This is a genomic window from Acinetobacter sp. CWB-B33, from assembly GCF_039655955.1.
GTDB classification, from domain to species: domain Bacteria; phylum Pseudomonadota; class Gammaproteobacteria; order Pseudomonadales; family Moraxellaceae; genus Acinetobacter; species Acinetobacter bouvetii.
In genome coordinates, this window is the sequence record NZ_JAGFEU010000003.1 from 177,673 (window position 1) to 203,251 (window position 25,579).

General features: G+C 44.4%; 27 protein-coding genes and 2 tRNA genes. 15 read left to right on the forward strand and 14 right to left on the reverse strand.

What is annotated here, in order from left to right; translation table 11 throughout:
- Nucleotides 1-43 precede the first annotated feature (43 nt).
- Genes JZ784_RS10190 through JZ784_RS10200 form a run of 3 tightly spaced genes read left to right on the forward strand, consistent with a single transcriptional unit; the run spans nucleotide 44 to nucleotide 2,070 of the window.
- Nucleotides 44-994, forward strand: coding sequence for a homoserine kinase (locus JZ784_RS10190; RefSeq protein ID WP_346314799.1), 951 nt, complete (start codon nucleotides 44-46; stop codon nucleotides 992-994).
- Between the two features lie 24 nt (nucleotides 995-1,018).
- On the forward strand, nucleotides 1,019-1,645 hold the full coding sequence (locus tag JZ784_RS10195) for a DUF1294 domain-containing protein (RefSeq protein ID WP_346314800.1): 627 nt from the start codon (nucleotides 1,019-1,021) through the stop codon (nucleotides 1,643-1,645).
- Nucleotides 1,646-1,671: 26 nt separating this feature from the next.
- Nucleotides 1,672-2,070: a hypothetical protein gene (locus JZ784_RS10200; protein WP_346314801.1), complete on the forward strand. Its 399-nt coding sequence runs from the start codon at nucleotides 1,672-1,674 to the stop codon at nucleotides 2,068-2,070.
- A 348-nt stretch (nucleotides 2,071-2,418) separates the two neighbouring features.
- Here JZ784_RS10200 and JZ784_RS10205 read toward each other — a convergent pair whose 3' ends face one another.
- Nucleotides 2,419-2,778, reverse strand: coding sequence for a transposase (locus JZ784_RS10205; RefSeq protein WP_005006884.1), 360 nt, complete (start codon nucleotides 2,776-2,778; stop codon nucleotides 2,419-2,421).
- 98 nt (nucleotides 2,779-2,876) lie between these two features.
- Between JZ784_RS10205 and JZ784_RS10210 the strand changes: the two genes are divergently transcribed.
- Together JZ784_RS10210 and JZ784_RS10215 are read left to right on the forward strand one after the other, a co-directional pair.
- Nucleotides 2,877-4,208: an APC family permease gene (locus JZ784_RS10210; protein ID WP_346314802.1), complete on the forward strand. Its 1,332-nt coding sequence runs from the start codon at nucleotides 2,877-2,879 to the stop codon at nucleotides 4,206-4,208.
- 39 nt (nucleotides 4,209-4,247) lie between these two features.
- Nucleotides 4,248-5,654, forward strand: a complete 1,407-nt coding sequence (locus JZ784_RS10215) for an FAD-dependent oxidoreductase (protein WP_346314803.1) — start codon at nucleotides 4,248-4,250, stop codon at nucleotides 5,652-5,654.
- Nucleotides 5,655-5,823: 169 nt separating this feature from the next.
- Here the strand turns inward: JZ784_RS10215 and JZ784_RS10220 are convergent, their stop codons facing one another.
- On the reverse strand, nucleotides 5,824-6,729 hold the full coding sequence (locus JZ784_RS10220) for a DMT family transporter (RefSeq protein WP_346314804.1): 906 nt from the start codon (nucleotides 6,727-6,729) through the stop codon (nucleotides 5,824-5,826).
- 210 nt (nucleotides 6,730-6,939) lie between these two features.
- On the opposite strand from JZ784_RS10220, the gene JZ784_RS10225 reads away from it, so the two are divergent.
- The gene (locus tag JZ784_RS10225) at nucleotides 6,940-7,686 is read left to right on the forward strand and encodes a hypothetical protein (RefSeq protein ID WP_346314805.1); all 747 of its coding nucleotides are present in this window, start codon (nucleotides 6,940-6,942) and stop codon (nucleotides 7,684-7,686) included.
- A 77-nt stretch (nucleotides 7,687-7,763) separates the two neighbouring features.
- Here the strand turns inward: JZ784_RS10225 and hisA are convergent, their stop codons facing one another.
- From hisA to hisB, 5 genes are all read right to left on the reverse strand, one after another.
- Nucleotides 7,764-8,495, reverse strand: coding sequence for a 1-(5-phosphoribosyl)-5-[(5-phosphoribosylamino)methylideneamino]imidazole-4-carboxamide isomerase (gene hisA, locus JZ784_RS10230; RefSeq protein ID WP_005006894.1), 732 nt, complete (start codon nucleotides 8,493-8,495; stop codon nucleotides 7,764-7,766).
- 69 nt (nucleotides 8,496-8,564) lie between these two features.
- Nucleotides 8,565-9,242: a 3'-5' exonuclease gene (locus JZ784_RS10235; protein WP_346314806.1), complete on the reverse strand. Its 678-nt coding sequence runs from the start codon at nucleotides 9,240-9,242 to the stop codon at nucleotides 8,565-8,567.
- Nucleotides 9,243-9,348: 106 nt separating this feature from the next.
- Entirely contained in the window at nucleotides 9,349-9,867 is a 519-nt protein-coding gene (locus JZ784_RS10240) for a DUF805 domain-containing protein (protein ID WP_346314807.1), read from the reverse strand.
- Nucleotides 9,868-10,002: 135 nt separating this feature from the next.
- Nucleotides 10,003-10,620 (reverse strand): imidazole glycerol phosphate synthase subunit HisH, encoded by a 618-nt coding sequence (gene hisH / locus JZ784_RS10245; protein WP_005006899.1) that lies wholly within the window; start codon nucleotides 10,618-10,620, stop codon nucleotides 10,003-10,005.
- A complete protein-coding gene (gene hisB, locus JZ784_RS10250) occupies nucleotides 10,620-11,213 on the reverse strand; it encodes an imidazoleglycerol-phosphate dehydratase HisB (RefSeq protein ID WP_005006901.1) in 594 nt (197 codons plus the stop codon). Before hisB ends, hisH begins: the two co-directional genes overlap by 1 nt.
- 98 nt (nucleotides 11,214-11,311) lie before the next feature.
- Between hisB and JZ784_RS10255 the strand changes: the two genes are divergently transcribed.
- From JZ784_RS10255 to JZ784_RS10280, 6 genes are all read left to right on the forward strand, one after another.
- The gene (locus JZ784_RS10255) at nucleotides 11,312-11,692 is read left to right on the forward strand and encodes a GNAT family N-acetyltransferase (protein ID WP_346314808.1); all 381 of its coding nucleotides are present in this window, start codon (nucleotides 11,312-11,314) and stop codon (nucleotides 11,690-11,692) included.
- 208 nt (nucleotides 11,693-11,900) lie between these two features.
- Nucleotides 11,901-11,976, forward strand: a tRNA-Phe gene (locus JZ784_RS10260).
- Nucleotides 11,977-12,110: 134 nt separating this feature from the next.
- Nucleotides 12,111-12,186 (forward strand) — tRNA-Phe (locus JZ784_RS10265).
- A 158-nt stretch (nucleotides 12,187-12,344) separates the two neighbouring features.
- Entirely contained in the window at nucleotides 12,345-13,094 is a 750-nt protein-coding gene (locus JZ784_RS10270) for a class I SAM-dependent methyltransferase (RefSeq protein WP_346314809.1), read from the forward strand.
- A 141-nt stretch (nucleotides 13,095-13,235) separates the two neighbouring features.
- Nucleotides 13,236-13,742 (forward strand): hypothetical protein, encoded by a 507-nt coding sequence (locus JZ784_RS10275; RefSeq protein ID WP_346314810.1) that lies wholly within the window; start codon nucleotides 13,236-13,238, stop codon nucleotides 13,740-13,742.
- 262 nt (nucleotides 13,743-14,004) lie between these two features.
- The gene (locus tag JZ784_RS10280) at nucleotides 14,005-14,754 is read left to right on the forward strand and encodes a hypothetical protein (RefSeq protein WP_346314811.1); all 750 of its coding nucleotides are present in this window, start codon (nucleotides 14,005-14,007) and stop codon (nucleotides 14,752-14,754) included.
- Nucleotides 14,755-15,099: 345 nt separating this feature from the next.
- On the opposite strand, the gene JZ784_RS10285 is transcribed toward JZ784_RS10280, so the two are convergent.
- Nucleotides 15,100-15,669 carry a hypothetical protein gene (locus JZ784_RS10285; RefSeq protein WP_346314812.1) on the reverse strand — a complete coding sequence of 190 codons (570 nt, stop codon included), beginning with the start codon at nucleotides 15,667-15,669 and terminating at the stop codon, nucleotides 15,100-15,102.
- A 281-nt stretch (nucleotides 15,670-15,950) separates the two neighbouring features.
- Complete coding sequence (locus JZ784_RS10290; protein ID WP_346314813.1) at nucleotides 15,951-16,649, reverse strand: hypothetical protein; 699 nt, start codon at nucleotides 16,647-16,649, stop codon at nucleotides 15,951-15,953.
- Nucleotides 16,650-16,929: 280 nt separating this feature from the next.
- Here JZ784_RS10290 and tehB point away from each other — a divergent pair, with 280 nt between their 5' ends.
- Nucleotides 16,930-17,796 (forward strand): SAM-dependent methyltransferase TehB, encoded by an 867-nt coding sequence (gene tehB / locus JZ784_RS10295; RefSeq protein WP_346314814.1) that lies wholly within the window; start codon nucleotides 16,930-16,932, stop codon nucleotides 17,794-17,796.
- 259 nt (nucleotides 17,797-18,055) lie between these two features.
- Here tehB and JZ784_RS10300 read toward each other — a convergent pair whose 3' ends face one another.
- The 5 genes from JZ784_RS10300 to fadB form a co-directional block, all read right to left on the reverse strand.
- Entirely contained in the window at nucleotides 18,056-18,772 is a 717-nt protein-coding gene (locus JZ784_RS10300) for a hypothetical protein (protein ID WP_346314815.1), read from the reverse strand.
- 2 nt (nucleotides 18,773-18,774) lie between these two features.
- Nucleotides 18,775-19,236: a hypothetical protein gene (locus JZ784_RS10305; RefSeq protein WP_346314816.1), complete on the reverse strand. Its 462-nt coding sequence runs from the start codon at nucleotides 19,234-19,236 to the stop codon at nucleotides 18,775-18,777.
- A complete protein-coding gene (locus JZ784_RS10310) occupies nucleotides 19,236-19,952 on the reverse strand; it encodes a hypothetical protein (RefSeq protein ID WP_346314817.1) in 717 nt (238 codons plus the stop codon). Before JZ784_RS10310 ends, JZ784_RS10305 begins: the two co-directional genes overlap by 1 nt.
- A 104-nt stretch (nucleotides 19,953-20,056) precedes the next feature.
- Nucleotides 20,057-21,229 (reverse strand): acetyl-CoA C-acyltransferase FadA, encoded by a 1,173-nt coding sequence (gene fadA, locus JZ784_RS10315; RefSeq protein WP_346314818.1) that lies wholly within the window; start codon nucleotides 21,227-21,229, stop codon nucleotides 20,057-20,059.
- A 12-nt stretch (nucleotides 21,230-21,241) separates the two neighbouring features.
- Nucleotides 21,242-23,395 (reverse strand): fatty acid oxidation complex subunit alpha FadB, encoded by a 2,154-nt coding sequence (gene fadB / locus JZ784_RS10320; protein WP_346314819.1) that lies wholly within the window; start codon nucleotides 23,393-23,395, stop codon nucleotides 21,242-21,244.
- A gap of 459 nt (nucleotides 23,396-23,854) precedes the next feature.
- Between fadB and JZ784_RS10325 the strand changes: the two genes are divergently transcribed.
- On the forward strand, nucleotides 23,855-24,265 hold the full coding sequence (locus tag JZ784_RS10325; RefSeq protein WP_346314820.1) for a PH domain-containing protein: 411 nt from the start codon (nucleotides 23,855-23,857) through the stop codon (nucleotides 24,263-24,265).
- A gap of 145 nt (nucleotides 24,266-24,410) precedes the next feature.
- The gene (locus JZ784_RS10330) at nucleotides 24,411-25,376 is read left to right on the forward strand and encodes a hypothetical protein (RefSeq protein WP_346314821.1); all 966 of its coding nucleotides are present in this window, start codon (nucleotides 24,411-24,413) and stop codon (nucleotides 25,374-25,376) included.
- Nucleotides 25,377-25,579: the final 203 nt, after the last annotated feature.

Below are 25,579 nucleotides of genomic sequence, written 5' to 3' on the forward strand. Positions count from 1 at the left end.
GGGTATTCTATCAAACTTAAGTAAGATTTTTCGCAGGTTTTCTATGTCGGTTTATACCACTTTGACTTTAAAGGAAGTTCAGGACTTCACAGCGCCGTATGGTTTAAATGTGGCTGACCTGATTCCGATTCAAGGCGGAATTCAAAATACCAACTATTTTATTGTCTGTGAAAATGGCCAGCAGTATGTGCTGACGATCTTTGAAGAGATGGATGAGCAGGGCGCCGGCGAATTGGTGCCGGTGCTGGAGCATTTGGGCCAAGCGGGGCTGGCGGTGCCGGTGCCCTTATCCTATCAGGGCAAAGCCATTCACACGCTGAAAGGCAAGCCTGCGCAGATTGCGCCGCGCATGCAGGGCGAGCATCCTATGCCTGCGTCACTCGCGCAGGCGCAAGCCATTGCCGTAGCGCAGGCCAAAATGCATGTGGCGCTGCAGGATTTTCCTTTAGAGCGCGCGTTTTACCGTGACCATGCCTATTGGCGTCAGGTCTCGCGTGAGGTGAAGCCGAGCCTGAACGATGCAGACGCCATGCTGCTGAACAATCTGCTGGGTGTGTATGATGCCTTGACGGCGATGTATCCGAACCGTCCCAAAGGCTTTATCCATTCAGATCTGTTCCGCGACAATACCTTATTCGATGGCGATGAGCTGAAAGGCATTTTAGATTTTTATGAATTAAATAAAGATGAATGGCTGTTTGATATAGCCATTACCTTAAATGACTTCTGCACAGAATATCCAAACATCACCTTAAATGAAGACAAAGCGGTGGCATTCTTAAATGCCTATGAAAGTGTGCGCCCGCTGACAGCGGATGAAAAAGCGTGCCTGGAGCTGTATTTGGCGATGGCGGCGGGGCGGTTCTGGATGATGCGCCTGCAGGTGGCGCAGAAAAATGCGGCTGAAGGCCGGACTGGCGGCGATATTCTGCAGAAAAATCCTGCTGAAATGCGCGATATGCTGATCGAACGCCTGAAGTTTGTCACCGCTTAATTTGAATCATTTAAAGGAAAAAACATGCGCGATCAAGGCCGCTTAATCGAATGGTTTGATGACAAAGGCTATGGCTTTATTCAGCCCAATGACAGCAGCAAAGAGCGTGTATTTCTGCATATCAAAGATTTTGCCCGGCCTGGGCCGCGCCCGATTGTCGGCTGCGCTTTAGAATATCTGATTATTCTGGATGAGCGCGGCCGGCACCGCGCGCAGCAGGTCACCTATTTAAAAGCTTCGCAAACCCAGCCGAAGCCCAAGCGGGCGAAAGACAATGTCGTGCGCATGCCGCAGAAAACCTCGCCGATGCAGATCCTCTGCATCGCCTACATTTTGGCTTTGGCTGTTTTGAGCTTTGCCGGCCTGCTGAACGGCACCGCGCTGCTGGCGATCAGCTTGGTCAATGCGGCGACTTACTGGTTCTATGCGCAGGATAAGGAAGCTGCGCAGTTGGGCAACCGCCGTGTGCCGGAAAATACCCTGCATATTCTGTCCTTTTTGGGCGGCTGGCCGGCCGCTTGGCTGGCGCAGCACAGACTGCGTCATAAAACACAAAAACAACCGTTCCGGCAAATTTATTTTTGTACTATAGCTTTTAACATATTATTGATTTTGTGGCTGATTTCGCCATTTAATCCTTTTAAAAGTTAAAAGATGCATAAAAATAGAGAGGGCGCATGAATTATTCCATTGATAAAGATCCGAACCGCAGCTTAACGATTGCGCTGTATGTGCTTTATATCGTTGCAATTTTTTCTGCAGGCCTATTGGCGGTTATAGCGCTGATTATCAACTATGTGAAACGCGGCGATGTGCAGGGGTCTATTTTTGAAAGCCATTTTACATGGCAAATCCGCACTTTCTGGTGGTATCTGTTTTGGAACATCATTGCATTTGTGCCGTTCTTTTTCTTATTTTTTACCGGGGAAAATCCCGATGCCTTCGCTGGCGTCGCTTTGGGCGCATCGGCCTTTTGTGTGGCGGTGATTGGCTTGTCTTGGATTTGGATTGTTTACCGCGCCATTAAAGGCCTGATCCGTGTAAATGACAATCAGCCGATGTATCAATCAGAGTGAGCATTTGCTGAATGCCGCCCTTGGGGGCGCTGTAAAATTTGAAAAAGGCGGCTTTGGCCGCCTTTTTTATGCCCTGCTGTTGCAGCCTTGCGCCAGATTGAAGCAATGGAGTGCGCCTTTGTGGTGAGGCTGATGAAACAGGCTTTACGTTTTAAATTTTTATAATTTACGTTTTTAATAATATGAATTTACATTTTTAATAAATTTAATTTACTTTATTAAATAAATAACAATACTTTTTTAATATTTTATATTTACGTTTTATCAAAAATAAATGTACATTTTTGTACATTTAAATTGATTAATTCAGGCGCTGAAGCGGAGGGTATTTGGAGTTGAAAATCCGGCCTATCCATAAAAGCGCCCACGGCGCCTGCGCAGGCCTAAAAGGTGAATGGCGCGCACCAAAACTGCATAAGAAACAGGATAGCCAAAGCGTGTTTCAAAAAGCGGGATCAAGTCACTTATGTTTTTAAATTTTGTTTCTTTTACAAATACTTGAAATTCATTCCAGTTTTTAATATGGCTTGGCGCGCCCCGTTTATTTCCTGTTTTTGGATGCAGGCTTCCAGTTTCTTCTTCCAGCTTGATCCATGCGTCTAAGGTCACCCGGGAGATATTAAACTCCTTGCAAACGGCAACTTTATAGTCGGTTTTTTTGTACATCTGGATAGCTGCATTCCGCAGCTCTAATGAGTATTTCGGCATTTATGCTGATCCAGCTTAAAATGTATTTTTTATATTATATGGCATAGTTGTTGCAAAAAAATAATTAACTTTAATAAAATGAATAAATAGGTGGCATTATGGAAAAAACGCAAGTTTCTTTCAAAAAAATGTCTTTATGGCAAGTGGTCATTATTGGTATTGCATATATGACCCCAATGGTGGTGTTTGATACTTTTGGCATTGTGTCAGGCATTACTGATGGCCGGGTGCCATTGGCTTATCTTCTGGCGCTAGGGGCTATGCTGCTGACCGCATTCAGCTATGCGCGCTTCAGCAGGCATTCGGATAAGCCGGGTTCTGCCTATACCTATACAGCGGAATCATGCGGGGCGCAGGCAGGCTTTTTTGTGGGCTGGTGCACACTGCTGGATTACATCATGCTGCCGCTGGTCAATGCGCTTCTGGCCGGCATTTATTTAGAAGCGGTAATTCCAAGTGTGCCGTACTGGGCATGGGTGGCCTTGTTTACAGGGCTAGTGACACTGATCAATTGCTTCCGCATCAATATTTTAGCCAATCTCAGCATGCTGTTTGTCTGCGCGCCGGTGCTGCTGATGGGCTTCTTTATTTATCTGGTGATTCAAGGGATAGGCAGCGGGCAGGGCTATGATCATGTATTAACCATGGCTCCATTATGGAATGGCGATACGTCGGTTTTGCCGCTGATTGCAGGCGCTTCTATTCTGTGTTTCAGCTTTTTGGGGTTTGATGCCGTGACCACAATGTCGCATGAAACCAGCGATCCAAAGCGCAATATTCCGCGCGCTGTGATGCTGACTACGCTCATCGGCGGAGTGATTTTTCTGGGCGCGTCCTGGTTTATTCAATTGTATTTCCCAAGCAATGTCCGCTTTAACAACCCGGATGAGGCTTTGCCTGAGATTGTGCTGTATGTCGGCGGCGCTTTATTTCAATCGGTCTTTCTCTGCGCCCAGATTATGAATACCTTTGCTTCAGGCCTTGCGACCCATGCCAGCGCTTCGCGTCTGGTGCATCTTATGGGGCGTGATGGCATTTTCCATAAAGGGACGCTGGGCCAAGTGCACAGCAAGCTGGGCACACCTTTATATGCGGTTTTGATGATTGGTGCTATTTCCTTAGCGGCTATTGCCCTTGATTTAGCCACAGTGGTGAGCATGATCAGCTTTGGCGCCTTAATTGCCTTTACCGCCGTGAACTTTTCAGTCTTTATGAAATTCTATGTGCGCGATGGCCAGCGCCGAGGGCTGAAAAATCTGTTTCTGAACTTAATTTTACCCATCATTTCTGTTGCAGCCATTATGTGCCTTTGGATGAGCTTGGAACACAATGCTTTGGTGTGCGGCGGCATCTGGCTTGCTGTTGGAATATTGCTGTTTGCCTATAAAAAATTAAAAAAACAAAGTATTGCGATTGGCAGTGCTTACTAAGTTTGAACGCTTAAAATTGAATTGAAGAGAGTAAATAAGATGATGAAGCCAAAATTTGTTGAAGATGTTGAATTTAAAAACAGTATCAATGTGCAGACAGGCAAGGAGTGGAACTGGCTCAATCCAGCGCGGGGCCAGTTCGATTTTCCTGCCAACTATTATGAAAGTTCACTGGCCTCTTGGCATGCATTTGAGGCTTTGCAGGCCGATATTGAATGTGATGTTGTGGTGATTGGCGCAGGCCTGCTTGGAAGCTCTGCGGCTTTGCATTTGTCAGAGCAGGGGGTAGAGACGGTATTGGTGGAAAAAAACCGGATTGGCAGCGCTGCTTCAGGGCGCAACGGCGGGCAGCTGACGCCCGGCTTGGCGCGCTGGGAGGCCGCCGAAATGATTGAGCATTTCAGCCATGAAGAGGCTAAAAGGCTTTGGCATTTTACTTCGACCGAAGCGATGGAGTTAATCGACCAAATCAGCGATATCTATGGGCTGGATGTGCAGCGCAAACGCAGCCACATTACGGCCGCCGTGCATCCGGGGCATTTGGTTGCCCTCACGGAAGGGGCCGATGCGCGCAAATATTTGGGCGAAAACCATACGCACATTATGGGCAAGCACGAACTGTTTGAACACGTGAAATCTGATAACTACTCCGGAGGCTTGCTGGATACATTGGGCGGGCAGATTCACCCCTTGGCATTGAATCGCGGACTGGTGTATGGCTTCTGTCAAAATGGCGGCACAGTGTATGAGCAGACAGAAGTGCTATCAGTCGAAGAGCGTGATGATGGCATTTATGTCCTGACCAATGGGGGAATGATTAAAGCGCGTAAGAGCGCGGTGATCGGGGTGCATCATGCTGCCTTTAAATTGCTTCAAGAGCACAATCAGACCACCATTCCTTTTTATACCTACGTGTGCACCACGGCGCCGCTTGAAATAGATTTAAACGAAATTTTGCCTTCAGATGCGCCGGTTTATGATACGCAGTTTCAGATTGACTATTACCGCGGCGTATCCCAAAACCGCTTGCTGTTTGGGGGTGAAGGAACCGGTTCATGCTGGACAGCGGAGAAAACCCATGATTATTTATTGGGGCGCATTCAGCATGTGTTCCCGCAGTTAAAGCAGGTGGAACTCGATTTTGTCTGGAGCGGCACAACAGACCTCACCATGAATGGCGCTGCTGACAGCCGTAAATCAGATGGCAAATATCCGATTTATGCGGTGCAAGGCTGGAGCGGCCATGGCGTGGCGCAGACTGTGCGCATTGGCAAAGCCATCGCCGATGACTTTTGCGGCAAAGCCGATGATTTTAAAATGCTGAGCAGTATTCAGCATCAGGATATTCCTTTTGGCCGGACGCTGGCGCCGATGGTGGTGCCTCTTGCTAAAAGCGCCTATAGCTTGGGCGCCATGGTCAATCCTGGAAAAATGGTGTCATTCTAATCATTGCGTGGATTCAGCGGGGCAGCGTTGTTTCAAGGGAAATCACGCTGTTCCATGCCGGATAGGCGGTGAATGGGCAGTCAGATTTTCTTTCTTCTGCGCTGGCGCCAATTCCTCATAAACAGAATCTTGATGAATGGACAATCCGCAGTCCAAGTTCAGGATAGGCCTAAGGGCTGACATCCTCCTTGGCTTTATTTAAAAACTGAGGCCGCCATTCACTCAGTATGATACCCAGCACCATCAGGCATCCGCCGGCTAAGGCTAAAGGCGCTAAGCGCTCGCCTGCAATGCGCCCTATTATGGCGGCCCATACCGGTTCGCCGGCATAAATAATGGCGGCTTGCGAAGGATCGACTATGCGCTGCGCCCAGTTCATAACCAATTGAATGACTGCACTGGCGATTCCCAAGGCGCAGAGTACCGCCAGCAGCGGCCACTCAAAGGCCGGCAATTGGGTTTCGCCATCGAAAGGCGCAATCAAAAAGCACAGCACTGATGCAAATGCCAGCTGCAGCACGGTGACCCTGCGTAAATTGACTTTATTTGCAAAATAACTGATCAGGATAATTTCAAAGGCAATTGCAACCGAACCCAAAAGGGTAATCAGCTGGCCAAAATTCAGCTGCATGGCGCCAAAGCCATTGCCTGTTAAAAAGGCCAGGCCGGCAAAGGCAGAAATGACACCCAGCCAGGTCATGAAGTGTGGCGTTTGCCGAAAGCAGAACCAAAGTAAAATGGGCACTAATGGCACATAGAGCGCAGTTAGAAATGCAGATTCACTGCTGCTGATGCTTTGCAGGCCAATGGTTTGCGTGCCGTAGCCGATGGCGATCACTGCGCCGATGCAAAATCCGGCAAAGACTTCGCTGGCATTGAATTTTTTTAAATCGTTCAGGGACAGCAGGCTGACGGCAAGGGCGGCAGCCGCAAAACGTAAAGCAACGAACAAAATGGGTGTGCTGTAGTTCAGTCCAAACTGCACCGTCAGAAAGCTGCCGCCCCAAATGATGGTGATGAGGATCAGAGCGAGCTGCGGTGTTTTAGATTTGAGCGTGGAGGCAAATTGAGGCATGTACAGCAGATTATGATCGAGGGAGAGCGCAATATTAGCATTGAATGTGCCTGATGAACTTGCATTTCATGGCGCTTATGAACATCCATCCATGGTCAGACAGAACATAAAAACTTAATCTGCAGTTCTATTTTCAAATTTTACAATCACGTATAATCTTTGAGCATAAAACAAAGATTAAAAAGAATAGATTCAAGAGGTTTTTGATGGATGGATTATCTTGGTACTTCCAATATTTTTCTATTTTTGGGGGTAGGGGTTCACGTACAGATCGCACTGTGTTTTGCAATTCATGCGATTCGCAATGGGCAGCCTTTTTTTTGGTTGTGGATTTTATTTGTCTTTCCGTTTTTCGGCAGTATCGTGTATTTGATGGCGGTGTATTTGCCGCAATCGCGAATGCCATATCAAGCCCATATATTGAGTAAAAAAGCCCTGCATGTTTTGCAGCCGAATCGTGCAATCAATCAAGCCAAAACGCAGTATGAAAACATTCCAAGTGTTGAAAATGCCGTTAGATATGCCGAGTATTTAATACAGTCTGGCAAGGCCAGCGAAGCAATTGATATTTTAAAGCAGAAGCATACAAGCCTTGTTGAAAATGATCCTGCTTTCTTAGAACAATGGGCGACAGCATATCTGCAGGATCAACAGGCGCAGCAAGCTTTAGCAATCACGGATAAAATCAAATCGATTGACCCCAATTATAACATTGAACAAATTGCGTTAATCCGCGCTTTGGCGAATTACCAATTAAATCAGCAGGAAAGCGCACGGCAAAATTTTATCATTGCGACAAAATCTCAAGATATTGAAAAATTATCTGAATATGCTTTATGGGCGATACAAACCAATCAAGGGGAATTGGCTCAGCAAATTCGAGCAGATTTGCAAAAAAATGGAACATTGGAACAGCATATTCACGTCAATTGCATAAACCTATTTTCAAGCAAATAGATAAAGCATTAAAAGACATGAAGAAAAAAGCAGCATAAAAAAGAGGCCCGAAAGCCTCCTTAGACTGCCGCCGTGCTTTAGATGGCTTGGTCATCCCAAAGCGACTGCGCTTCACGAAGGTTAAGTGTGCCTTCGTAAATGGCACGGCCCGTGATGGCGCCTAAAATGCCTGGCTGGCCTTTCAAGTTGCGGACGTCATCTAGGTTGGTCACACCGCCAGATGCAATGACAGGCAGGCCTGAATAGGCCGCAAGATTGACGGTCTGTTCAATGTTGACGCCTTGCATCATGCCATCACGGGCGATATCCGTGTAAACAATGCTGGATACGCCGGCATCTGCAAAACGCTTCGCCAAATCCGTGGCTTTAACGTCAGTGACATTGGCCCAGCCATCGGTCGCCACCATGCCATTCATGGCGTCAATGCCGACAATGATGCGGCCGGCGAATTTTTTGCAGGCTTCTTCTACAAACTCAGGGTTCTGCACGGCTTTTGTGCCGATAATGACAAAAGAAACGCCTGCATCCAGATAATGTTCAATGGTTTCAAGTGAGCGGATGCCGCCGCCGATTTGAATCGGCAGTTCCGGCTGCGCTTTGGCAATGGCTTCAACTACAGGCTTATGGATTGGCGTGCCTGCGAAAGCGCCGTTTAAATCGACCAAATGCAAGCGGCGCGCGCCTTCATTAACCCAATGCTGCGCAGTTGCAACAGGATCGTCAGAAAATACGGTATCGTCTTCCATACGGCCTTGCTTCAAACGGACACATTTGCCATCTTTCAGGTCAATTGCAGGGATGATCAGCATGCTTACGCTCCTTGCTCAATCTTTCAATGAATTCATTGCCCGCCATCTTAGCAAAATATTGGCAGATTTCTAAGCGTCAGATGGCGGTTTTATTTTATTCGGGCGGCTGCGCAGTTTTAAGGCGGTATTCAGAATATCCTTGGGCAATAGGCCGAGCCGCAGCAGTTCTTCAAAAATTAATACCGGCGCATAGGCATCGGCAGAGGCATAAGCAATTTGCTGATCGGTTAAATGCTTTCTGGCCCAGTTGGAGGTGCTGACACTTTTGCTTTTGGGAAAGTTTTGCTGAAACAGCAGCGCAACGGCATTTTTCAGCCCGACGGGATTGTCTAAGCCAAAGGATTTAAAGCATTTGGACAGTTCAATTACGCTGTTGAGTTCAATGCCTTTTTTACGGAAAAGATGCGCATCATTTTTCAGGCCAAAACCGGCCTTGATTTGATTATGGCTGGCAAACACAGGCTTTAAAAAATCCAGAATGTCATCGCTGACTTGAAAGAGATAAGCGCGCTCATGCGTGGCAAGCTGAATTAAATGCGGGCCAGTCGCAATTTCTCCTTTGCTGAATGTCGGCTTAGATTCGGTATCGAAGCCCAGCAGGGCAGCGGTTTTTAATTCCGCTTCAATGGCGCGGCACTGCGCTAAATTCTGAATGACCTGAATATTCTGAGCCGGCAAATTTTGAAATCGCGGCAAGGCTTGAATCTGTTCTTTGCTGGGAAGCGCGGCTGCGCGGAGATCATTCATTTGAATCAAAATGGCATCTTTTCAGGCAGACTAGCGGTTTTTCAGGTTAAAGGCAAAATAAAACCTGCGGGGCGCAGGTTTTAAATTTAATCCGCTGCAGCCGTATTTATTCTGCTTGCTGCTGAATGGAGATTTGCGCCTGATGCGCGCGCTGTACGTAGTCTTGGTACGCAGGGACGGCAATTGCAGCCAAGATCCCGATTGGGAAAATCAGCACATAGAACCAGCCTAAAACTTTTTCCCAGGTTTGAGTGGCTCTTGGCTGGCCAAATTGATTTTCCTGCGCATCGCCTTTGGCAAAGATTAAATACAGCGCTAAACCTAAGTTCGCAAGCGGCACCAGCATCAGCAAAGACAGCCAGCCACTGTGATTGCGGTCATGCAAACGGCGGATAGCAAAAATAAAGCTAAAGTAAATCATGGTGACATATACAATGCCCAGCAGCAGCATGGCAAACATAGGCATGCCTTGTTCCATATTGGGTGAAAATCCCGGAAGCGCAATTGCACAAAAAATACCAAGCACCATTATGACAAGCACCAGCAGACCATTCCATCCTAAATAGGACAACCGTCCAAAACGTCCAGCAGCGCTTAGGGGGGAATCATTTACAGTGTTATTCATTATTCTGACCTCTGATTTTTAATTGGAATATTTAATAAGTGTTCAAATCATAGTTGTTTTTGCTTGCAGATTAAAGAATAAACCGCCAAGAGATCAAAAAGCCCGCATGATGCGGGCTTTTGGAGTGAAGCGGGTTTAAATATCCCATTCCACAAAGTTTTTCAGCAGTTGCAGGCCAGCTGTATGGCTTTTTTCCGGATGAAACTGCGTGGCAAATAAGTTTTCTTTATGAATGGCTGTGCAGAACTCTAAACCATAGTCACAGGTTGCAGCCACAATGCCTGCATCTTTTGGTTCGACATAGTAGCTGTGCACAAAGTAAAAACGCGCATCCTGTTCAATATTTTTCCACATCGGGTGGCTTGGATCAGCCTGATGCACCTGATTCCAGCCCATATGCGGCACTTTAATGCCATCCATATCCGGGAAGCGCTTCACGGCACCTTCAAAAATGCCCAGCGCCTCTGCGCCGCCATTTTCTTCAGAACGCTGCATTAAGGCTTGCATGCCTACGCAGATGGCCAGCACGGGCTTGTTGAAGGCTGCTTTGCGCACCACTTCATCAATGCCGGCTTCATGCATGCCTTGCATGCAGTCACGCATTGCGCCGACGCCTGGAAATACAATCTTGTCTGCTTGCGCAATCAGCTTGGGATCATTGGTCACATCAACCGCTGCGCCCACATACTCTAAAGCTTTGGCTGCAGAGTGCAGATTTCCCATGCCATAATCAAGAAGGGCAATACGGGTCATTACAATGTTCCTTTGGTTGAAGCCACTTTACCTTCCGCACGCGGATCAACTTCGCAAGCCATGCGCAGCGCGCGCGCAAAAGCTTTAAAGACGCTTTCAATTTGGTGATGGCTGTTTTTGCCTTTCAAATTGTCAATGTGCAGGGTCATTAAAGCGTGGTTCACAAAACCTTGGAAAAACTCAGAGAATAAATCGACATCAAAACGGCCGATCATGGAGCGGGTAAACGGAATATCCATGAATAAGCCTGGACGGCCGGACAAGTCCACCACCACGCGGCTTAAAGATTCGTCTAACGGCGCATAAAAATGGCCGTAGCGCTTTAAGCCTCTTTTATCCCCCAGCGCTTTCGCAAAGGCCTGGCCCAGGGTAATGCCGCAGTCTTCAACCGTGTGGTGATCGTCGATTTCGAGGTCGCCGTCGCAATGAATATCGATATCAAACAAGCCGTGGCGCTTGATTTGATCAATCATATGATCTAAAAATGGAACACCAGTGTTTAAAGTGCCTTGACCAGAACCATCAAGATTCACGCGAACTCGAATTTTGGTTTCGTTGGTGTTTCTTACCACTTCACTGATACGGTCGGTCATAGACACGTTCCTCAAATACGTCAAAATGATTGATGTAAAAATGTTTTTCGCTGTGACGAAAAGTCACCGCATATTAGATTGCTCAGGAGGGTTTATCAATGCCTATTACCGTACATGCCTATACTTCTTTGGAAAATGATGAAGTGCGCAGCCAGCTTGAGCGACTGTACGACACCAGTCCTGAATTTAGCGACGGTGCAGATGCCATTGAACAACTAGAGCAAAACTTAGCTCAGTATACCTCAGTTTATACCGCAGAATTTAATACTAAACTGATTGGTGCAATTTGGTGCTCAGGTCAGGGTGAAAGTAAAACACTGGAATATATTGTGGTACATCCAGCCAATCGCGGGCGCGGGGTCGCAGAAAGGCTGGTGAGTGAAGCTTGCCGAATGGAAGAAGAGAAAGGAGTTAAAAGCTTTGTACCCGGCTGCGGCGCGATCCATCGCTGTTTAGCGCATTTGGATAAAATCTCTTGATTTGAATTTTTTAGAGATGAAGCAGCCTGATGGCTGCTTTTTTATGAGCAGAAATGCCGTGAAAATCGCTAAAAATATGAATAATACCTTGAGATTTAAACAAAAAATAAGCAAATCAGGATTTTTTGCTGTAAAAGTAAACAAATGAAGCAAAAATCAAAACCGATGCTTGACGTTATCACACTTAAATTGTTTAATACGCGACATCGGCGTGATAGCTCAGTAGGTAGAGCAACGGATTGAAAATCCGTGTGTCCCCAGTTCGATCCTGGGTCTCGCCACCATATTTAAAACTTATTTAAAGTTTCAATCCCTGATCCCATCAGGGATTTTTTTTGCTTAAAAAAAATACATTCGGTAAAAATATTGATGATTTAGATTGACTAATGCCATCAATTACGGCTTAATACACCGCATCGGCGTGATAGCTCAGTAGGTAGAGCAACGGATTGAAAATCCGTGTGTCCCCAGTTCGATCCTGGGTCTCGCCACCATATTCAAAAAAGCCTCAAACATTGTTTGGGGTTTTTTTTTGCCTGCAGTTTTATCGGTGCACAGCTTGGGTCTTTGCTTTGCGGCTGTGCAAAATTGCTTTGCATTGTGGCTGCATCGGTTATTCTGATGTATTCAGGGACAGCAGGAGCGCTGAAAAATGAAAGACTTATTTTCGGATAACAGCCAGCTGTATCAGCAGGCGCGCCCAGATTATTCTGCAGAGATTCTAGAGGCGGTTTTAAAATGCGTGCCTGAACGCCAGCTGGCATGGGACTGCGGTGCGGGCTCAGGTCAATTTACTCAATGGCTGGTGCCGCATTTCCAGCAGGTGCTGGCGACAGATCTGAGCGCGGCGCAATTGGCGCAGGCGCCGCAGCTGCAGAATGTCATTTGCCGCGCCGCTGCGGCAGAACATTCGGGGCTTCCCGATCATAGCGCAGATTTGGTCACTGTGGCGCAAGCCATCCACTGGTTCGATTTTGATACGTTTTATGCCGAAGTACGGCGTGTGCTGAAGCCTAAAGGCTGTTTGGCTGTCATTGGCTATGGCTTGATTGAGGCACAGGATCCGCAGCTGAATCAGCTGATTCAACTGCTGTATTTTGACACCCTGAAAGGCTGCTGGGATGCCGAACGGCATTATGTGGATGAACTGTATCAAACAATTCCATTTCCGTTTGCAGAACAGAAGATGCCGGCATTGTCCCTGCAGTACCGCTGGAGCGGCCCGCAGCTGCTGAATTATTTCAACACATGGTCTGGCTTAAAGCATTATGTAAAACAGCATAATCAAAGTCCGCTGGAGGCCTTGGAGGCATATTTCGCAGCCCAGCCAAGAGCATCATCTTATGCTTTGCAATTTCCTGTGCTGCTGCGGGTGGGCCTGTGCGCCGATGCGCAAAGTTAAGCGTTGCCTGCGGTCATTTTTTTGCTGCGGCGCTCAGGTGCCGTTGGTCTGAGAAAAACGATGTGCATGGCGGTTTATTGTACAATTACAGCTATTCATAAGATGTTTTATCTTTTCCGTATTTGATTTGAGTACAGTGATATGAATCTCCCTAAACCGCTGAGCTATACCGTTCTTGCGCTGGCAGGCGCTGTTTCAATGTCTGCATTTGCTGCAGAGCCGCCGCAGGAGCATGAAGAGGCTGTGCGCCTGCCTGTGCTGACCGTTCTGGCTGAACCCGAATTGCGTGAAGAAACCGGTGTGGTGCCGTACCAGCAGGAAACTGCGCGCCGCAAAGCGCTGCAGCACCGGGTAATGCAAATTGAAGAAGATACGCAATCCTTTGTGGTCGATCCTTCAATTGTGGCCAATTTAGATATTTTGCCAGCAGAGCCGTCGCCGAATTTATCCAGTTTGCCGCCAGCGCTGCAGCAGCATGTGTTGAATATCGCCAGCGGCCTGCAGTCTTCGGATCCGCGCAATGGCCTTTACATCATGCTTCAGCCTTTTGGCATCAACCGTGATGCCACCAATGTGCAAATCAGCCGCGAGCAAATCAATTTAGGCACTATCGACCGTTCAATGCTGGAAGGCCTGCCTCGCCAGTAAGCACGCAATGGTTTTAAATTCAAAACGTGAAAATCCGCAATGAATGTGCGGATTTTTTAATTTTCAGGCCTGATTTTTGCGTCATTTCAGGGAAATCGCGTTTTGAATTCAAATTTTTTCAGGCGGATTTTTTTAAATTCAAAACCGATGCCGCGCAAGAAAAAGTTTGAATTTAAAAGCGCTAAAGCTGAATTTTGCTTATTTATTCGCCATTTGTGTATTTTAGATTTAAACTGTAAAGAAACTGGATTCGGAGCGTTTTATGCCACGTATCTTTATTATTTTAACCGCCGCTACCGTAATTATCTTTGGCGGGCTGTTTTATCAATACCATGCGCAGCAAAAAGAAGCAGGCCAGCTGCAAGCCTATCAAACCGTGCTGCTGGAAAAAACCGAGCAGATTTTTGCTCAGGCCAAAGACACATTCAAACCCATTCAAGTCGATATTGCAGATCCGCGGCTGCAGGGCGATTATCAGGTGATGGCGAATTTTGTGCTGACGCAGATGATACAAAGCGCCGAGGCCAGAAATGCCTATATCCGTGAACTTAAAGCGCAGGATTGGGATCATTTTTTAGATATTGACCGCCTCGCAGCCGATAAAAAGCAGAATTATCAAGCAACTGAAGAAATGCTGAAAAATGTACATGCAGCAGTGGAGAGCTATGCGCAGAAAATGCAGCAATTTGAACAAAACAGTTTGGAGCAGGCCAAGAATTTACCGATTAAAAGCAAATACCGCCAGCAGCTGGCGCAGAGCCTGAGAGACAGCCAGCACAGCGATGATGCGCATGCGCTGTTTGAGCTGGAGAAGCAAAGCTTGGCCAAAGCCGATGCAATTTTTGAAGTACTGAAAAACAATAAATGGGAACAGCGCGGGAAGACCTTTATGTTTTATGAAGATGCGCCTTTGGCGCAGTTTAATGCGCTCTACAAGGAGATACTGGCGCTGAATCAGCAAATGAAGCAGGTCAGTGTGCAAAACCGCAAAGAAATTGCAGAGAAGCTTTAATCCGCATTGCCGGGAAGCAGCCTGCAGCATTCATCATGGCGTTTGAGCTGAGGGCTGCTGAACCTTTATTCATTTGCGCCAGGCCGGTGAAATTCTGGAACATGTTTCTGCTGTAAACGGTATTGCGCAGGCGTGAGCCGGTTTTTTTCTTTAGCACCTGTTTTTATGCAATGGATGTTTGACACAGTATAGAGCCGATTGTGATGCTTTAAGTTAAGACGGGGCATTATTTTTCAAGATGCCCGCAGCCAGTATTGATTTTAGGATTGCCCCGGCAGTTTGCCTGAACCGCGATTATAAAAAAAGACGCCTTTCAGGCGTCTTTTTTGAACAGCAGCGCTTAAATTAAGCCACTTTTTTCTTGAACCAAGAGAAGAAACCTTTTTTCTCTTCAGTTTGCGCTTTTACAGCTTCAGCTGTTTTTTCTGCGCATGTTTCAGCACATGCTTTTTGGGCTTCAGCAGTCATTGCTGGAGCTTTCACTTCAGCCGCTTCTACCGCCTCAGCTTTCGCTGCAACAGCGTCTTTAACTTCAGCTGTTTTAGCGGCAGCGGCATCTTTCGCATCTACAGCGGTTTTAACAGCTGCGTCTTTAACTTCAGCTGTTTCAGCGGCAGCAGCATCTTTCGCGTTTACAGCAGTTGCAACAGTTGCGTCTTTTACAGCCGCAGTTTTGGCAGCCGCAGCGTCTTTCACGTTTACAGCGGTTTTAACAGCAGCATCTTTTACGGCAACAGTTTTAACTGCAGCTTTTTTTGCAGCAGCTGCAGTATTGGTTTTCACAACAGCGGCTGTTTTAACGGCGTCCGCTTTAACTTGCGCAAGCGGGTTCGCCGCTGGAGCCGCTTCTGCAGCCATCGCAGAAGTTGTGCCTGCAACTAGAGCAATCGCCATAGCAGTTTTCATCGCATTCATGGGTAGCATCCTGAATTTTATGATTCGGTTGGAGGGAGAGTTGGCTATGTTAATGCTTATGAAACATGGATTTAGGCTATTGATTATGGAACAGGCTAAAATTGTGTGAATAATCAACTATATTTACAGAGGCATAACATGATGTTTCGGACCGTTACATTTTGGCTTTCTATTTTTTAAATCGGTCTCTGCATATTATTTATCTGATCTTGTTCATCGCTGAACATCAAAGCCCTTCATGCTGAGGGGCTTTTATTTTTGGCAAAATGGATATAGGACGGTCAGTCAAAAATTTTATCGGCTGCTTGGAACGGCAGGCTGACCACGTCGATTGCGACGGCAAACGGCAGCAGCACTAATTTTTCAAAAGGATTCATGCCCGACTTGGATTTATAGCTTTCCTCTTGATGGGTATAAATGCTTACCTGATAAGGCTTACTCAAAGCTTTTAACGACGCTAAATTGTTCGCCGCAGGGTAAACCACACCTGCCAGTTTGATCTCGAAACAGAAACGCTGCGCAAACATGCGTTCATCACTGGAACTTGAACATTCTTTTGCGCCATTTTCAATAAAAAATTCCAGATCTTTCTTGCTGATGTCTTCTTTGAGCTTCACATAAGACAGCGGCAGTGTTCCTGTAAAATGGCCATCATTCTTTTCTGAATAGAAACTCAGTTCTCGGGTGACTTGAATATTTCTCGGGTTCAGTTTGTCAATCAAGCTGACAAATTGAGGCCCGCCTTGGGTCAATACATAACTTTTTTGTTGCCCCGCAATAACTAAACTATGTGCAGGTAAATTCGGCAGCGGCTGAGCGGATTTGCCAAAAGCCACCACTTGGTCTTCGATCAAGGTGACTTGGTTAGTGCGGGTATAGGTTTTATTGTCTTTGGTCATTAGGGTTTTAGTAGCACAGCCTGTGAATAATGTTCCTATGACGCCTAAACAGATGATGGTTTTTAAAGGTGATGCAAACATCGTTAGACTCCAAATCATTTGAAATATAGTTAAGCTGAATTTTTATTGTCTTTCAGCCTATCATTAAAATGGGTAAAAAGTCGTCAAAGCCAAAAATTGAAGTAATGAAGGTTCTATAAGTCGCTCAATGCCGTGGAGTGATAGATTTTATTTCTTATCCATTGGCTGTTTCTAGACAACGAATGAATGTTCATTTGGGAATGAACTGGATATGATCATGCAGGTGCTTGATAAAAAATATGGACTGGCGAATACACCTAACATTGTGGGGAATAGGCTGATGCAAGACTTAATTTGTTATAAAGAACTTCCTGTGTGGACTGCGCAGACCATTCCGCAAGGGTTTAAAAATCAATACAATACCAAAGCAGGTACGTGGGCCAAGCTACAGATTTATCAAGGTGAACTAAGCTTTGCTTTTTTAGATGAGGCAGGCCATGTGCAATCTGAACATCTGTTTACCCCTGAGCAACAGCCACCGTTTATTGAGCCTCAAGCATGGCACAAAATTGTTTCGACCAGTGATGACATAGAGTGTCAGCTACAATTTTACTGTACCCCGCAGGATTATTTTTATAAGAAATATCAGCTTTCACCTACGCACTCAGAAATTTTGGCGGCTATGCCGTATTTACACGGCGGTCATGCTTTGGATGTTGGATGTGGACAAGGGCGAAATTCGTTGTATTTAAGCCAGCAGGGCTTTGAGGTAGATGCTTGGGATGTGAATCTGCAAAGTTTGCAAAAACTACAGCAGATTATAGATGTTGAAGGTATTCAAAAGATTCATCTGCAACAGCGGGATTTAAATGCTGACCCAAGCATTACCGGCACATACGACTTTATTTGCTGTACGGTGGTGATGATGTTCTTGCAAGCGCCAACTGTGAAACCATTGCTTGCACAGATGCAGCAAGCCACAAATGTAAATGGGTTTAACTTGATTGTCTGTGCGATGGATACCAATGCTATACCTGCGCAGGCTGACTTTCCTTTTGCGTTTAAAGCAGGAGAGTTAAGTGCGCTATACGATGGCTGGAACATTATGAAATACAATGAAAATGTCGGGGAATTACATCGGGTTGATGCAGAAGGAAAGAGGATTAAACAGCATTTTGCGACGTTGTTGGCCCAAAAGCTTGGATAGGAGAGGAATGTGAACTTAGGACTGAGAAAAGTTGATGGTTGAAAACAAAAAAAGATGTCACATGGACATCTTTTTTTACAGCTTAAGCTGATTTTTTGAACCAAGAGAAAAAGCCTTGTCATGTTAAACCCCATAGGAGAAAAGAATAGAAACATGATACGCCTATGGAACTTAACTGTATGATGAATAAGATTTTAATGATTGAACATTCAATCAAATCTATAACGGGATAACACTTGTTGTCTTAATATCTTCGTGATTAAGTGCACACAGCATCTATTACATTATGCATACCACTTAATTGAGTTTGAACAAATGAATATTTTTGAGGTTGAGATTGTTGAATATAATGATAGCCTCCAGCACTAAGTTCATCTGGACTTATTCGAGGTGAAATACCTAATTCACTTTTTAGTTCTTCGATGAAGTCATTTGTATTTAATGTTTTACGCTGTTCAGAAGGAATATGGCTTTCTAATAAATTAATAATTCCTTGTTGCCAAGATAATGCTTGAGAAGATATTTCCCAGCTATCGATATCAATGAAGTTAATCCCTTTTCTTGAAAATACATGGAAAATAAAAGAAGAGCAGCTGAAGCCTAACTTTCCTGTATATTCTAGTTCAGAATTAAAGTATTCATGTTTATGATTGTATAAGGGAGCATAAGGTATACTTTGACGATATTTGGTTAAAATATGGATGAAAGCAACTATCATATGATCAATAGTTGATTGTTCTAAATTGGTAATCCATTGAATACAATAAATTTCATCATTTGAAAGTTCATGAATTTGCTCTAAGTTTATTGAACAATGACCTACTAGGTGCAATAAAAAAATATGATTATTAAAATTAAACAATAAAGCAGAATGGAAACCACGAGGTGTTCTAATTACCCCTAAACCAATTCTATTATTTTGATAAACCAGATTATAGGTGTTATCAAATTTAAAAAAATAAGATTGATCAATCATTATTAAAACAATCCAATTAATACTTTCTCAGGGTTTTTATTGTTTGCAATTAATGACCGACGGCATCGTTTTAAAAATTTATTCCAGCAAGGAATATTTTCTTTAGCAAAAGATGTTGTTCTTAAAAGAGAAACTATAGCCCACTCATCTAGTTTTTCTACTTCAATATTTTCGAAAATATAATTTATATTATGGTAGTCATAACTTTCTAAAATATACTCTAACCATAATAATGCATAAGCAGAGGCATAGTACTTCTGATTTGAATATTTTTCCAAATTAATTAAATTATTAGTATGTTTTTCAATATTTAATAAACCAAGATTGAAGTGATTGGTAGATACAGTTTCACTACTTTGAGTAATGTAAATATGATTTTTTTTTGTAGATGTTTCTACAATATTATTCAAAAAATTATTTTGAAGATCTAAATTTGAAGTTGAAGTTTTATAAATGGTTTGCATTATTCAACTCCTTTCTCTAAATAAAAAAATATTTTATCTTTTAAAAAGTTAAAAATATGTTGAATATTTTTATTTTCAAGTTGTATTTCTGGAACAGTATTAAAATCGAATTCAAAAATACAGGCATCTTGCATTTCGGATTGAGGAATCTGAAGAAAAACAAACTCATTGGGATTTATTTTTTTTCTAATTTGCTTAACACTATTGATGCTGATAATTCCATTTATATCGATATTATCAAAATTATGCTTTTTATTTAATCTAATACCTAACTCTGCTAAGTCACTAATTGAACTAAGTGCAGGAAGAAAAATTTTAACAAAGTTAATACTCTCAGTAACGGAATTGGCAGATTTGCTCGCCAGTAAACCTAATGCAATTCTAATTGGGTTGGAAGATAAAATTTCAGGTATTTTTTCCAAGATTAATTCCATAGTTTTTTTAATAGCAATTAAATCTTGTACTGCTGAATCTGGATCTAGATCTAAAACAATATCTAATCTATTACCATTAATATCAATTTTTGCACTGATAGATAAATTTTCTAAACCTATGAGGCTTTGGACATTACGTTGATGAGATGCTTTATTAGAACTAAATGAAGAAGGTTCACTAGAAAAAAATGAACTAAAAATTGTTTCAAGATTGCTGGTGCTTTCAAATAAAGATTGTGTATAAAATAAAGTAAAGCGTATTTGTTCGAAGTTGAATTGCATATCTAGAACCCATTTTTTTTCTTATTTTACATACTTTTTATAAATTTTGTATTTGATAAAGAAATGCCTCTTATTCACAAAGAAAATAAGAGGCATTTTGTTAATTAAACACGTTCGATAATGGTCGCGATACCTTGACCTAGACCGATACACATCGTCGCAAGACCGATTTGCGTATCTTGTTGTTCCATTACGTTCAACAACGTTGTTGTGATACGCGCACCAGAACAACCCAATGGGTGACCCAATGCAATCGCGCCACCATTTAAGTTAATGATGTCTTGCTTCTCATAAACACCTAAGCCTTTCATCACTGATAAGCCTTGAGCAGCAAACGCTTCATTTAACTCGATGGTTTGGATATCCGCCATGCTTAAGCCAGCACGTTTAAGCGCTTTTTGAGTTGCAGGTACAGGACCATAACCCATGATTGCAGCATCACAGCCTGCAACCGCCATAGAGCGAATCACAGCGCGTGGCTTAAGACCTAAAGCTTGAGCACGTTCAGCAGACATCAGTAGCATTGCAGATGCACCATCAGACAAAGCTGAAGACGTTGCTGCTGTTACCGTACCGCCTTTCGGGTCAAATACAGGACGTAAACCTTTGAATGCTTCAAGGTTTGCATCTGGACGAATCACTTCGTCGATGTCGCAAAGGATTTTGAAGCCATTGGTATCATGACCTTCAACACCCACGATTTCATTTTTGAAACGACCTTCTTGCGTTGCAGCCCAAGCGCGGCGGTGAGATTCAACACCGAACGCGTCTTGTTCTTCACGGGTAATGCCGTTCATACGACCTAACATTTCAGCCGTTAAGCCCATCATGTTAGACGCTTTTGCATAGTGCTTAGACGCTTCTGGGTTCAGGTCGATGCCGTGCATCATGCCGACGTGACCCATGTGCTCTACACCACCGATGATGAAGATATCACCTTGGTTAGTTGCAATCTGTGCAGCAGCGGTGTGAAGCGCTTGCATAGAAGAACCACAAAGACGGTTCACCGTTTGACCTGCCACAGTTTTTGGAAGATCAGCCAATAAACCAATGTTACGGCCAATGTTCATCCCTTGTTCTAGAGTCTGGTTTACACAGCCCCAGATCAGGTCTTCAACTTCATTGGTGTCAAACTGGTTGCGGGCAACTAAAGCACGAACCAATTCAGCCGATAAGCTGTCAGCACGTACATTGCGGAACATGCCGTTTTTGGTTTTACCCATTGCTGAACGTACGCCATCAACGATGACAACGTCACGTGGATTTAAAGTAGCCATTCACGTTGCTCCTTAACCGTAGAATTTTTTGTTGTTAGCAGCCATGTCACGCAACATTTGTGGCGCTTCATAAGCCTTACCTAAGTGTGCGTATTTGTCGCAAAGTGCAACGTATTCAGCAACACCTGTTTGGTCGATGTAACGGCATGGACCACCACGGAATGGAGGGAAACCTACACCCATAATCATTGCCATGTCTGCTTCAGAAGCAGTCGCTACGATGTTGTCTTCTAGGCAACGAACAGTTTCGTTACAGAAAGCCAGCATCATACGGTCAATGATTTCTTGAGCATCAAACTCGCGTTTTTCCGCAGTTGCCACAGTAGCAACAAGCTCATACGCAGTTGGATCAACCACTTTGGCTTTTTTGCCTTTACGGTCAAGTTCGTATTTGTAGAAACCAACGTCGTTCTTTTGACCCAAACGTTTGTTTTCGTACATGATTTCGATTGAACCTTTGAAGTCTGGCTTCATACGGTCAGGGAAACCTTCCGCCATGACTTCTGCACCGTGAACGCCCGTGTCGATACCGACCACGTCGATCAAGTAAGCAGGACCCATTGGCCAGCCGAATTTTTCCATGACTTTGTCGACTTGCTGGAAGTCAGCACCGTCTTTCAATAGAAGGTCAAATGCACCGAAGTAAGGGAACAATACGCGGTTTACAAGGAAACCTGGACAGTCGTTTACTACGATTGGTGTTTTACCCATTTTCTGAGCAAGAACCACAGTCGTTGCAATCGCTTCAGCCGAAGTCTTCTCACCACGGATCACTTCTACCAATGGCATCATGTGTACTGGGTTAAAGAAGTGCATACCGACAAAGTTTTCAGGACGCTGCAGGTTTTCAGCCAAACGCGTGATTGAAATGGTTGAAGTATTTGAAGCAATGATCGTGTTGTCACGAACGTTCTTCTCAGTTTCAGCAAGTACAATGCCTTTTACTTTTGGATTTTCAGTCACCGCTTCAATCACGATGTCCACTTCTTTAAACTCGTCATAGCTTAAAGTCGGACGGATGCGCGCAAGTGTTTCACCCATTTGAGCAGGTTTCATCTTCTTGCGTTCAACTTGTTTGGTCAGTAAGCCATTGGCTTCTTTCATACCTAAAGCAAGCTGCGGGTTACCAATGTCTTTCATGATGATTGGTGTGCCTTTGCTTGCCGCTTGGTAAGCAATACCGCCACCCATGATACCCGCGCCCAATACAGCCGCTTGGTTTACAGGGTGCGCACCTTTTTCATATTTCTTCGAAGTTTTCTTCACCACTTGGTCATTGATGAATAGACCAATTAACGCATTTGCTTGTGGCGTAATGGCTGCTTTTGCAAAACCAGCCGCTTCAGCTTGAAGCGCTTCATTACGCGGAAGGCTTGCACCTGCTTGTAATGAGTCAAGAAGTAGCTTAGGCGCAGGGTATTGAGCAGGATTTGCTTTTGCAAGAACTGCACCTTTCGCCGAGTTAAACGCCATCATTTGTTCGATTGGGTTCAATTTAACTGGGTCAAGTTTTTCCTGGCGTTTTGCTTTCCAGTCTACACGGCCAGCAAGGGCTTGTTTAACCAAGTCAATTGCCGCGTCTTGCAGTTTATCCGCAGCAACAACCGCATCAACCGCACCGTCTTTCAGTGCAGCAGCTGGTTTTTTAGGATTAGCCATCGCCATCCATTCAACTGCATTGTCGATACCAATCAGACGGCTTAAACGAACTGTACCGCCGAAACCAGGGAAGATGCCCAGTTTGATTTCAGGAAGGCCGACTTGCGCCGCTTCTGACATCACGCGATAGTCACACACGAGGCACATTTCAAAGCCGCCGCCCAATGCCATGCCATTGATTGCTGCAACTTTAGGAATGTCTAAATCTTCAAACGCATTGAAGATGTCGTGAACAGGCAATGCCCAATCCACAATCGCTTGTTCGCCTTGAGCGAAGTTTGCGCCAAATTCAGTAATATCTGCGCCAACGATAAATGTAGATTTAGCCGAAGTAACGATTAAGCCTTTGATGTCACCGTTTGCTTTAACCGCGTCAATTGCAGCTTTAAAATCTTCAATTGTTGCACGGTTAAATTTGTTGACCGACTCACCTTGTAAGTCAAAGCGGAATTCTGCAATTCCGTCCGAAAGCATTTGGACGGTAATGGCATTGCCAGCGTGGATCATGCCTGATCTCCTTTATTTTGGAGGACTTCTAAGTTGATGTTTTGAAGCGGTGAGTACGCGATTCCTGCGCACTTTTTGCCTCGCTAATCTTACGATAACTATATCTAAAAAGAACATAACAAGTTGTATCAAGCCGTGACGCAAGGGTCATCAATTTTTTTTCTCATCAATGGCGGCTGAACTGCGCCATGCCTGCATCTGCAGCAGCTAGTGTATGGGAACTGATTGTTTAAGCAGGTATTTTAAAATTTGTCACGGCATGATTTATGCTATCAATGGACTGTTTTTTTTTGTAGACGGATCTTTATTTGCAGTCAGAAAAGTCAATTGCGGCTCAAAATACCCTGCGGCGCGTTTTTATGAGGATTAGTTTTGCAGTGTTGATCATTAATCCATGAAAAAAATATGGGATTAATCTACACTGCAAAAATAAGCATTGAAAAATTATGGTTTCCGGCTATGCAAAGATTTCGAAGTAAAATTGACTGGTGGGTAATGGGGTTTGTGATCTGTTTGACGGGTATGCTGATACAGCTGCTGCTGACCATGTATGCGAAGGGCACCATGGCAGAGTATCCAGAGCATACCGCGGTTTATGTGCTGACTATTGCAATGATCTGGTGGCCGGTCTGGACGACACGGTATACTGTGGCTAACGGGCAATTGAATATTCGCTGCATGTGGCTGAACAGGAATATTCCTATGGCTGATATTCAGGGCATTTCTCCGACGTCCAACTCTGTTTCATCACCTGCGCTGTCCCTTGACCGTCTGAAAGTTGATTATCTGAAAGATGGAAAAATTAAATCTGTACTGGTTTCCCCAAAAGACAAGCAGGGTTTCACCAGCCTATTGATGTCAAAGAACTAGCGCATCAGGCAGGGTGTTTGTTAAGTATTTGTTAATTTTATTTTTATTTATAATAATTAGTAGCTTAAGTCTAACTTGTGTTTGTTTAATTAGCAAAATAGACTGCGCAGGAAGAAAAATATTACATGCTAAGTAGAAAATGAAAATGAAAAATTTAAAAGCGGGGTTATCTGTCTTTGCCGCTGCAATCTTATTGACAGGCTGCGGGGGCGGCGGGGGAGATAGTTCTTCATCAGAACAGGCAGTTCAGCCGCCGGCTGCTGTCACTGCAGATTATGCCTATATTGCAGATGATGGAAACTTCCTGAGTGTAAAGACAATCCGTTACGTCAATGGCGGTACAGGCCAGGTGCAGTACAGTACCACGCTGGGGCCGGACAGTTTTTTACTGTCACCATCAACGCTGTACAACAACACATGGGTGAATATGGAAACCCGTGCGCAGAGTCCGGAAATTTTGACTTTCAGTGAAGTGCCAGGCCATTTAAGAACTGAATATCTGAAAAAGGTGGATATTTCAGGCAAGGATATTTTTGCAACCGTTTACCCGGGTATCCGTGAGTTTTATAACTATCTTGCACAGAAAAATACTCTGAATACAGCCGCTCCTATTGTGCAAGCATCTCTGAAGCCGGTTCAGTCGTTCCCTGCAGGTTCAACATGTTATGTCACAGCCAGAACTGAATCAAAGCAGGGCTATATCCGTTTTGAGCGGGCAGATATGGATACTGGCGCCAGCTATCAGGAAATTTCAGAGATATTGGAAGACTGGGTAAAAGACATCGCTGCTGCAGAGCAATGGACTTACAAAATTTCCAGTGGAAACTGGGGAGGGCATGAGTGGAAATATGTTCAGTTTTTTGACCAATATAATATTCTTCGGGATGATTTTGCCGTTGTGAATGATCAGGGTAATGCCTATTACGGTGAAATGTATGATTTTGAAAATTTCAGTGCTGGCGCTCAGATCACTAAAGTAAAAGCATTGATTGCAGATACGCCTGCACAGTCTGAGGATTATTACTGGTACAGCAGCGTACTGAAAAATTATGAGCAGGGCTGTACGTACTATAACAATACAGCGGCTCAGGCACTGTCATTGCTGAAGTAATATTGCTTGATATTCAACTTTTAAAGGTACAGTTCGCTGTGCCTTTTTTTCATTTGTTCAGATCATCAAATCGGGTATTTCAGCAATTGGAGTGCCTGATCCATACATGAAAGCAGCATTCTTGATTCGCTGTATTTAACCATTCTGCTTGTTTTATCCTTGACAGGAATATCTGACCGATTTGTTGATCACAGGCTTCATAA

What these genes read in the sequence shown, in the direction of transcription:
- JZ784_RS10190 (WP_346314799.1), top strand. Translation starts at nt 44, where the DNA reads ATGTCGGTTTATACCACTTTGACTTTAAAGGAAGTTCAGGACTTCACA.
- JZ784_RS10195 (WP_346314800.1), top strand. Translation starts at nt 1,019, where the DNA reads ATGCGCGATCAAGGCCGCTTAATCGAATGGTTTGATGACAAAGGCTAT.
- JZ784_RS10200 (WP_346314801.1), top strand. Translation starts at nt 1,672, where the DNA reads ATGAATTATTCCATTGATAAAGATCCGAACCGCAGCTTAACGATTGCG.
- JZ784_RS10205 (WP_005006884.1), bottom strand. Translation starts at nt 2,778, where the DNA reads ATGCCGAAATACTCATTAGAGCTGCGGAATGCAGCTATCCAGATGTAC.
- JZ784_RS10210 (WP_346314802.1), top strand. Translation starts at nt 2,877, where the DNA reads ATGGAAAAAACGCAAGTTTCTTTCAAAAAAATGTCTTTATGGCAAGTG.
- JZ784_RS10215 (WP_346314803.1), top strand. Translation starts at nt 4,248, where the DNA reads ATGATGAAGCCAAAATTTGTTGAAGATGTTGAATTTAAAAACAGTATC.
- JZ784_RS10220 (WP_346314804.1), bottom strand. Translation starts at nt 6,729, where the DNA reads ATGCCTCAATTTGCCTCCACGCTCAAATCTAAAACACCGCAGCTCGCT.
- JZ784_RS10225 (WP_346314805.1), top strand. Translation starts at nt 6,940, where the DNA reads ATGGATTATCTTGGTACTTCCAATATTTTTCTATTTTTGGGGGTAGGG.
- hisA (WP_005006894.1), bottom strand. Translation starts at nt 8,495, where the DNA reads ATGCTGATCATCCCTGCAATTGACCTGAAAGATGGCAAATGTGTCCGT.
- JZ784_RS10235 (WP_346314806.1), bottom strand. Translation starts at nt 9,242, where the DNA reads ATGAATGATCTCCGCGCAGCCGCGCTTCCCAGCAAAGAACAGATTCAA.
- JZ784_RS10240 (WP_346314807.1), bottom strand. Translation starts at nt 9,867, where the DNA reads ATGAATAACACTGTAAATGATTCCCCCCTAAGCGCTGCTGGACGTTTT.
- hisH (WP_005006899.1), bottom strand. Translation starts at nt 10,620, where the DNA reads ATGACCCGTATTGCCCTTCTTGATTATGGCATGGGAAATCTGCACTCT.
- hisB (WP_005006901.1), bottom strand. Translation starts at nt 11,213, where the DNA reads ATGACCGACCGTATCAGTGAAGTGGTAAGAAACACCAACGAAACCAAA.
- JZ784_RS10255 (WP_346314808.1), top strand. Translation starts at nt 11,312, where the DNA reads ATGCCTATTACCGTACATGCCTATACTTCTTTGGAAAATGATGAAGTG.
- JZ784_RS10270 (WP_346314809.1), top strand. Translation starts at nt 12,345, where the DNA reads ATGAAAGACTTATTTTCGGATAACAGCCAGCTGTATCAGCAGGCGCGC.
- JZ784_RS10275 (WP_346314810.1), top strand. Translation starts at nt 13,236, where the DNA reads ATGAATCTCCCTAAACCGCTGAGCTATACCGTTCTTGCGCTGGCAGGC.
- JZ784_RS10280 (WP_346314811.1), top strand. Translation starts at nt 14,005, where the DNA reads ATGCCACGTATCTTTATTATTTTAACCGCCGCTACCGTAATTATCTTT.
- JZ784_RS10285 (WP_346314812.1), bottom strand. Translation starts at nt 15,669, where the DNA reads ATGAATGCGATGAAAACTGCTATGGCGATTGCTCTAGTTGCAGGCACA.
- JZ784_RS10290 (WP_346314813.1), bottom strand. Translation starts at nt 16,649, where the DNA reads ATGTTTGCATCACCTTTAAAAACCATCATCTGTTTAGGCGTCATAGGA.
- tehB (WP_346314814.1), top strand. Translation starts at nt 16,930, where the DNA reads ATGCAAGACTTAATTTGTTATAAAGAACTTCCTGTGTGGACTGCGCAG.
- JZ784_RS10300 (WP_346314815.1), bottom strand. Translation starts at nt 18,772, where the DNA reads ATGATTGATCAATCTTATTTTTTTAAATTTGATAACACCTATAATCTG.
- JZ784_RS10305 (WP_346314816.1), bottom strand. Translation starts at nt 19,236, where the DNA reads ATGCAAACCATTTATAAAACTTCAACTTCAAATTTAGATCTTCAAAAT.
- JZ784_RS10310 (WP_346314817.1), bottom strand. Translation starts at nt 19,952, where the DNA reads ATGCAATTCAACTTCGAACAAATACGCTTTACTTTATTTTATACACAA.
- fadA (WP_346314818.1), bottom strand. Translation starts at nt 21,229, where the DNA reads ATGGCTACTTTAAATCCACGTGACGTTGTCATCGTTGATGGCGTACGT.
- fadB (WP_346314819.1), bottom strand. Translation starts at nt 23,395, where the DNA reads ATGATCCACGCTGGCAATGCCATTACCGTCCAAATGCTTTCGGACGGA.
- JZ784_RS10325 (WP_346314820.1), top strand. Translation starts at nt 23,855, where the DNA reads ATGCAAAGATTTCGAAGTAAAATTGACTGGTGGGTAATGGGGTTTGTG.
- JZ784_RS10330 (WP_346314821.1), top strand. Translation starts at nt 24,411, where the DNA reads ATGAAAAATTTAAAAGCGGGGTTATCTGTCTTTGCCGCTGCAATCTTA.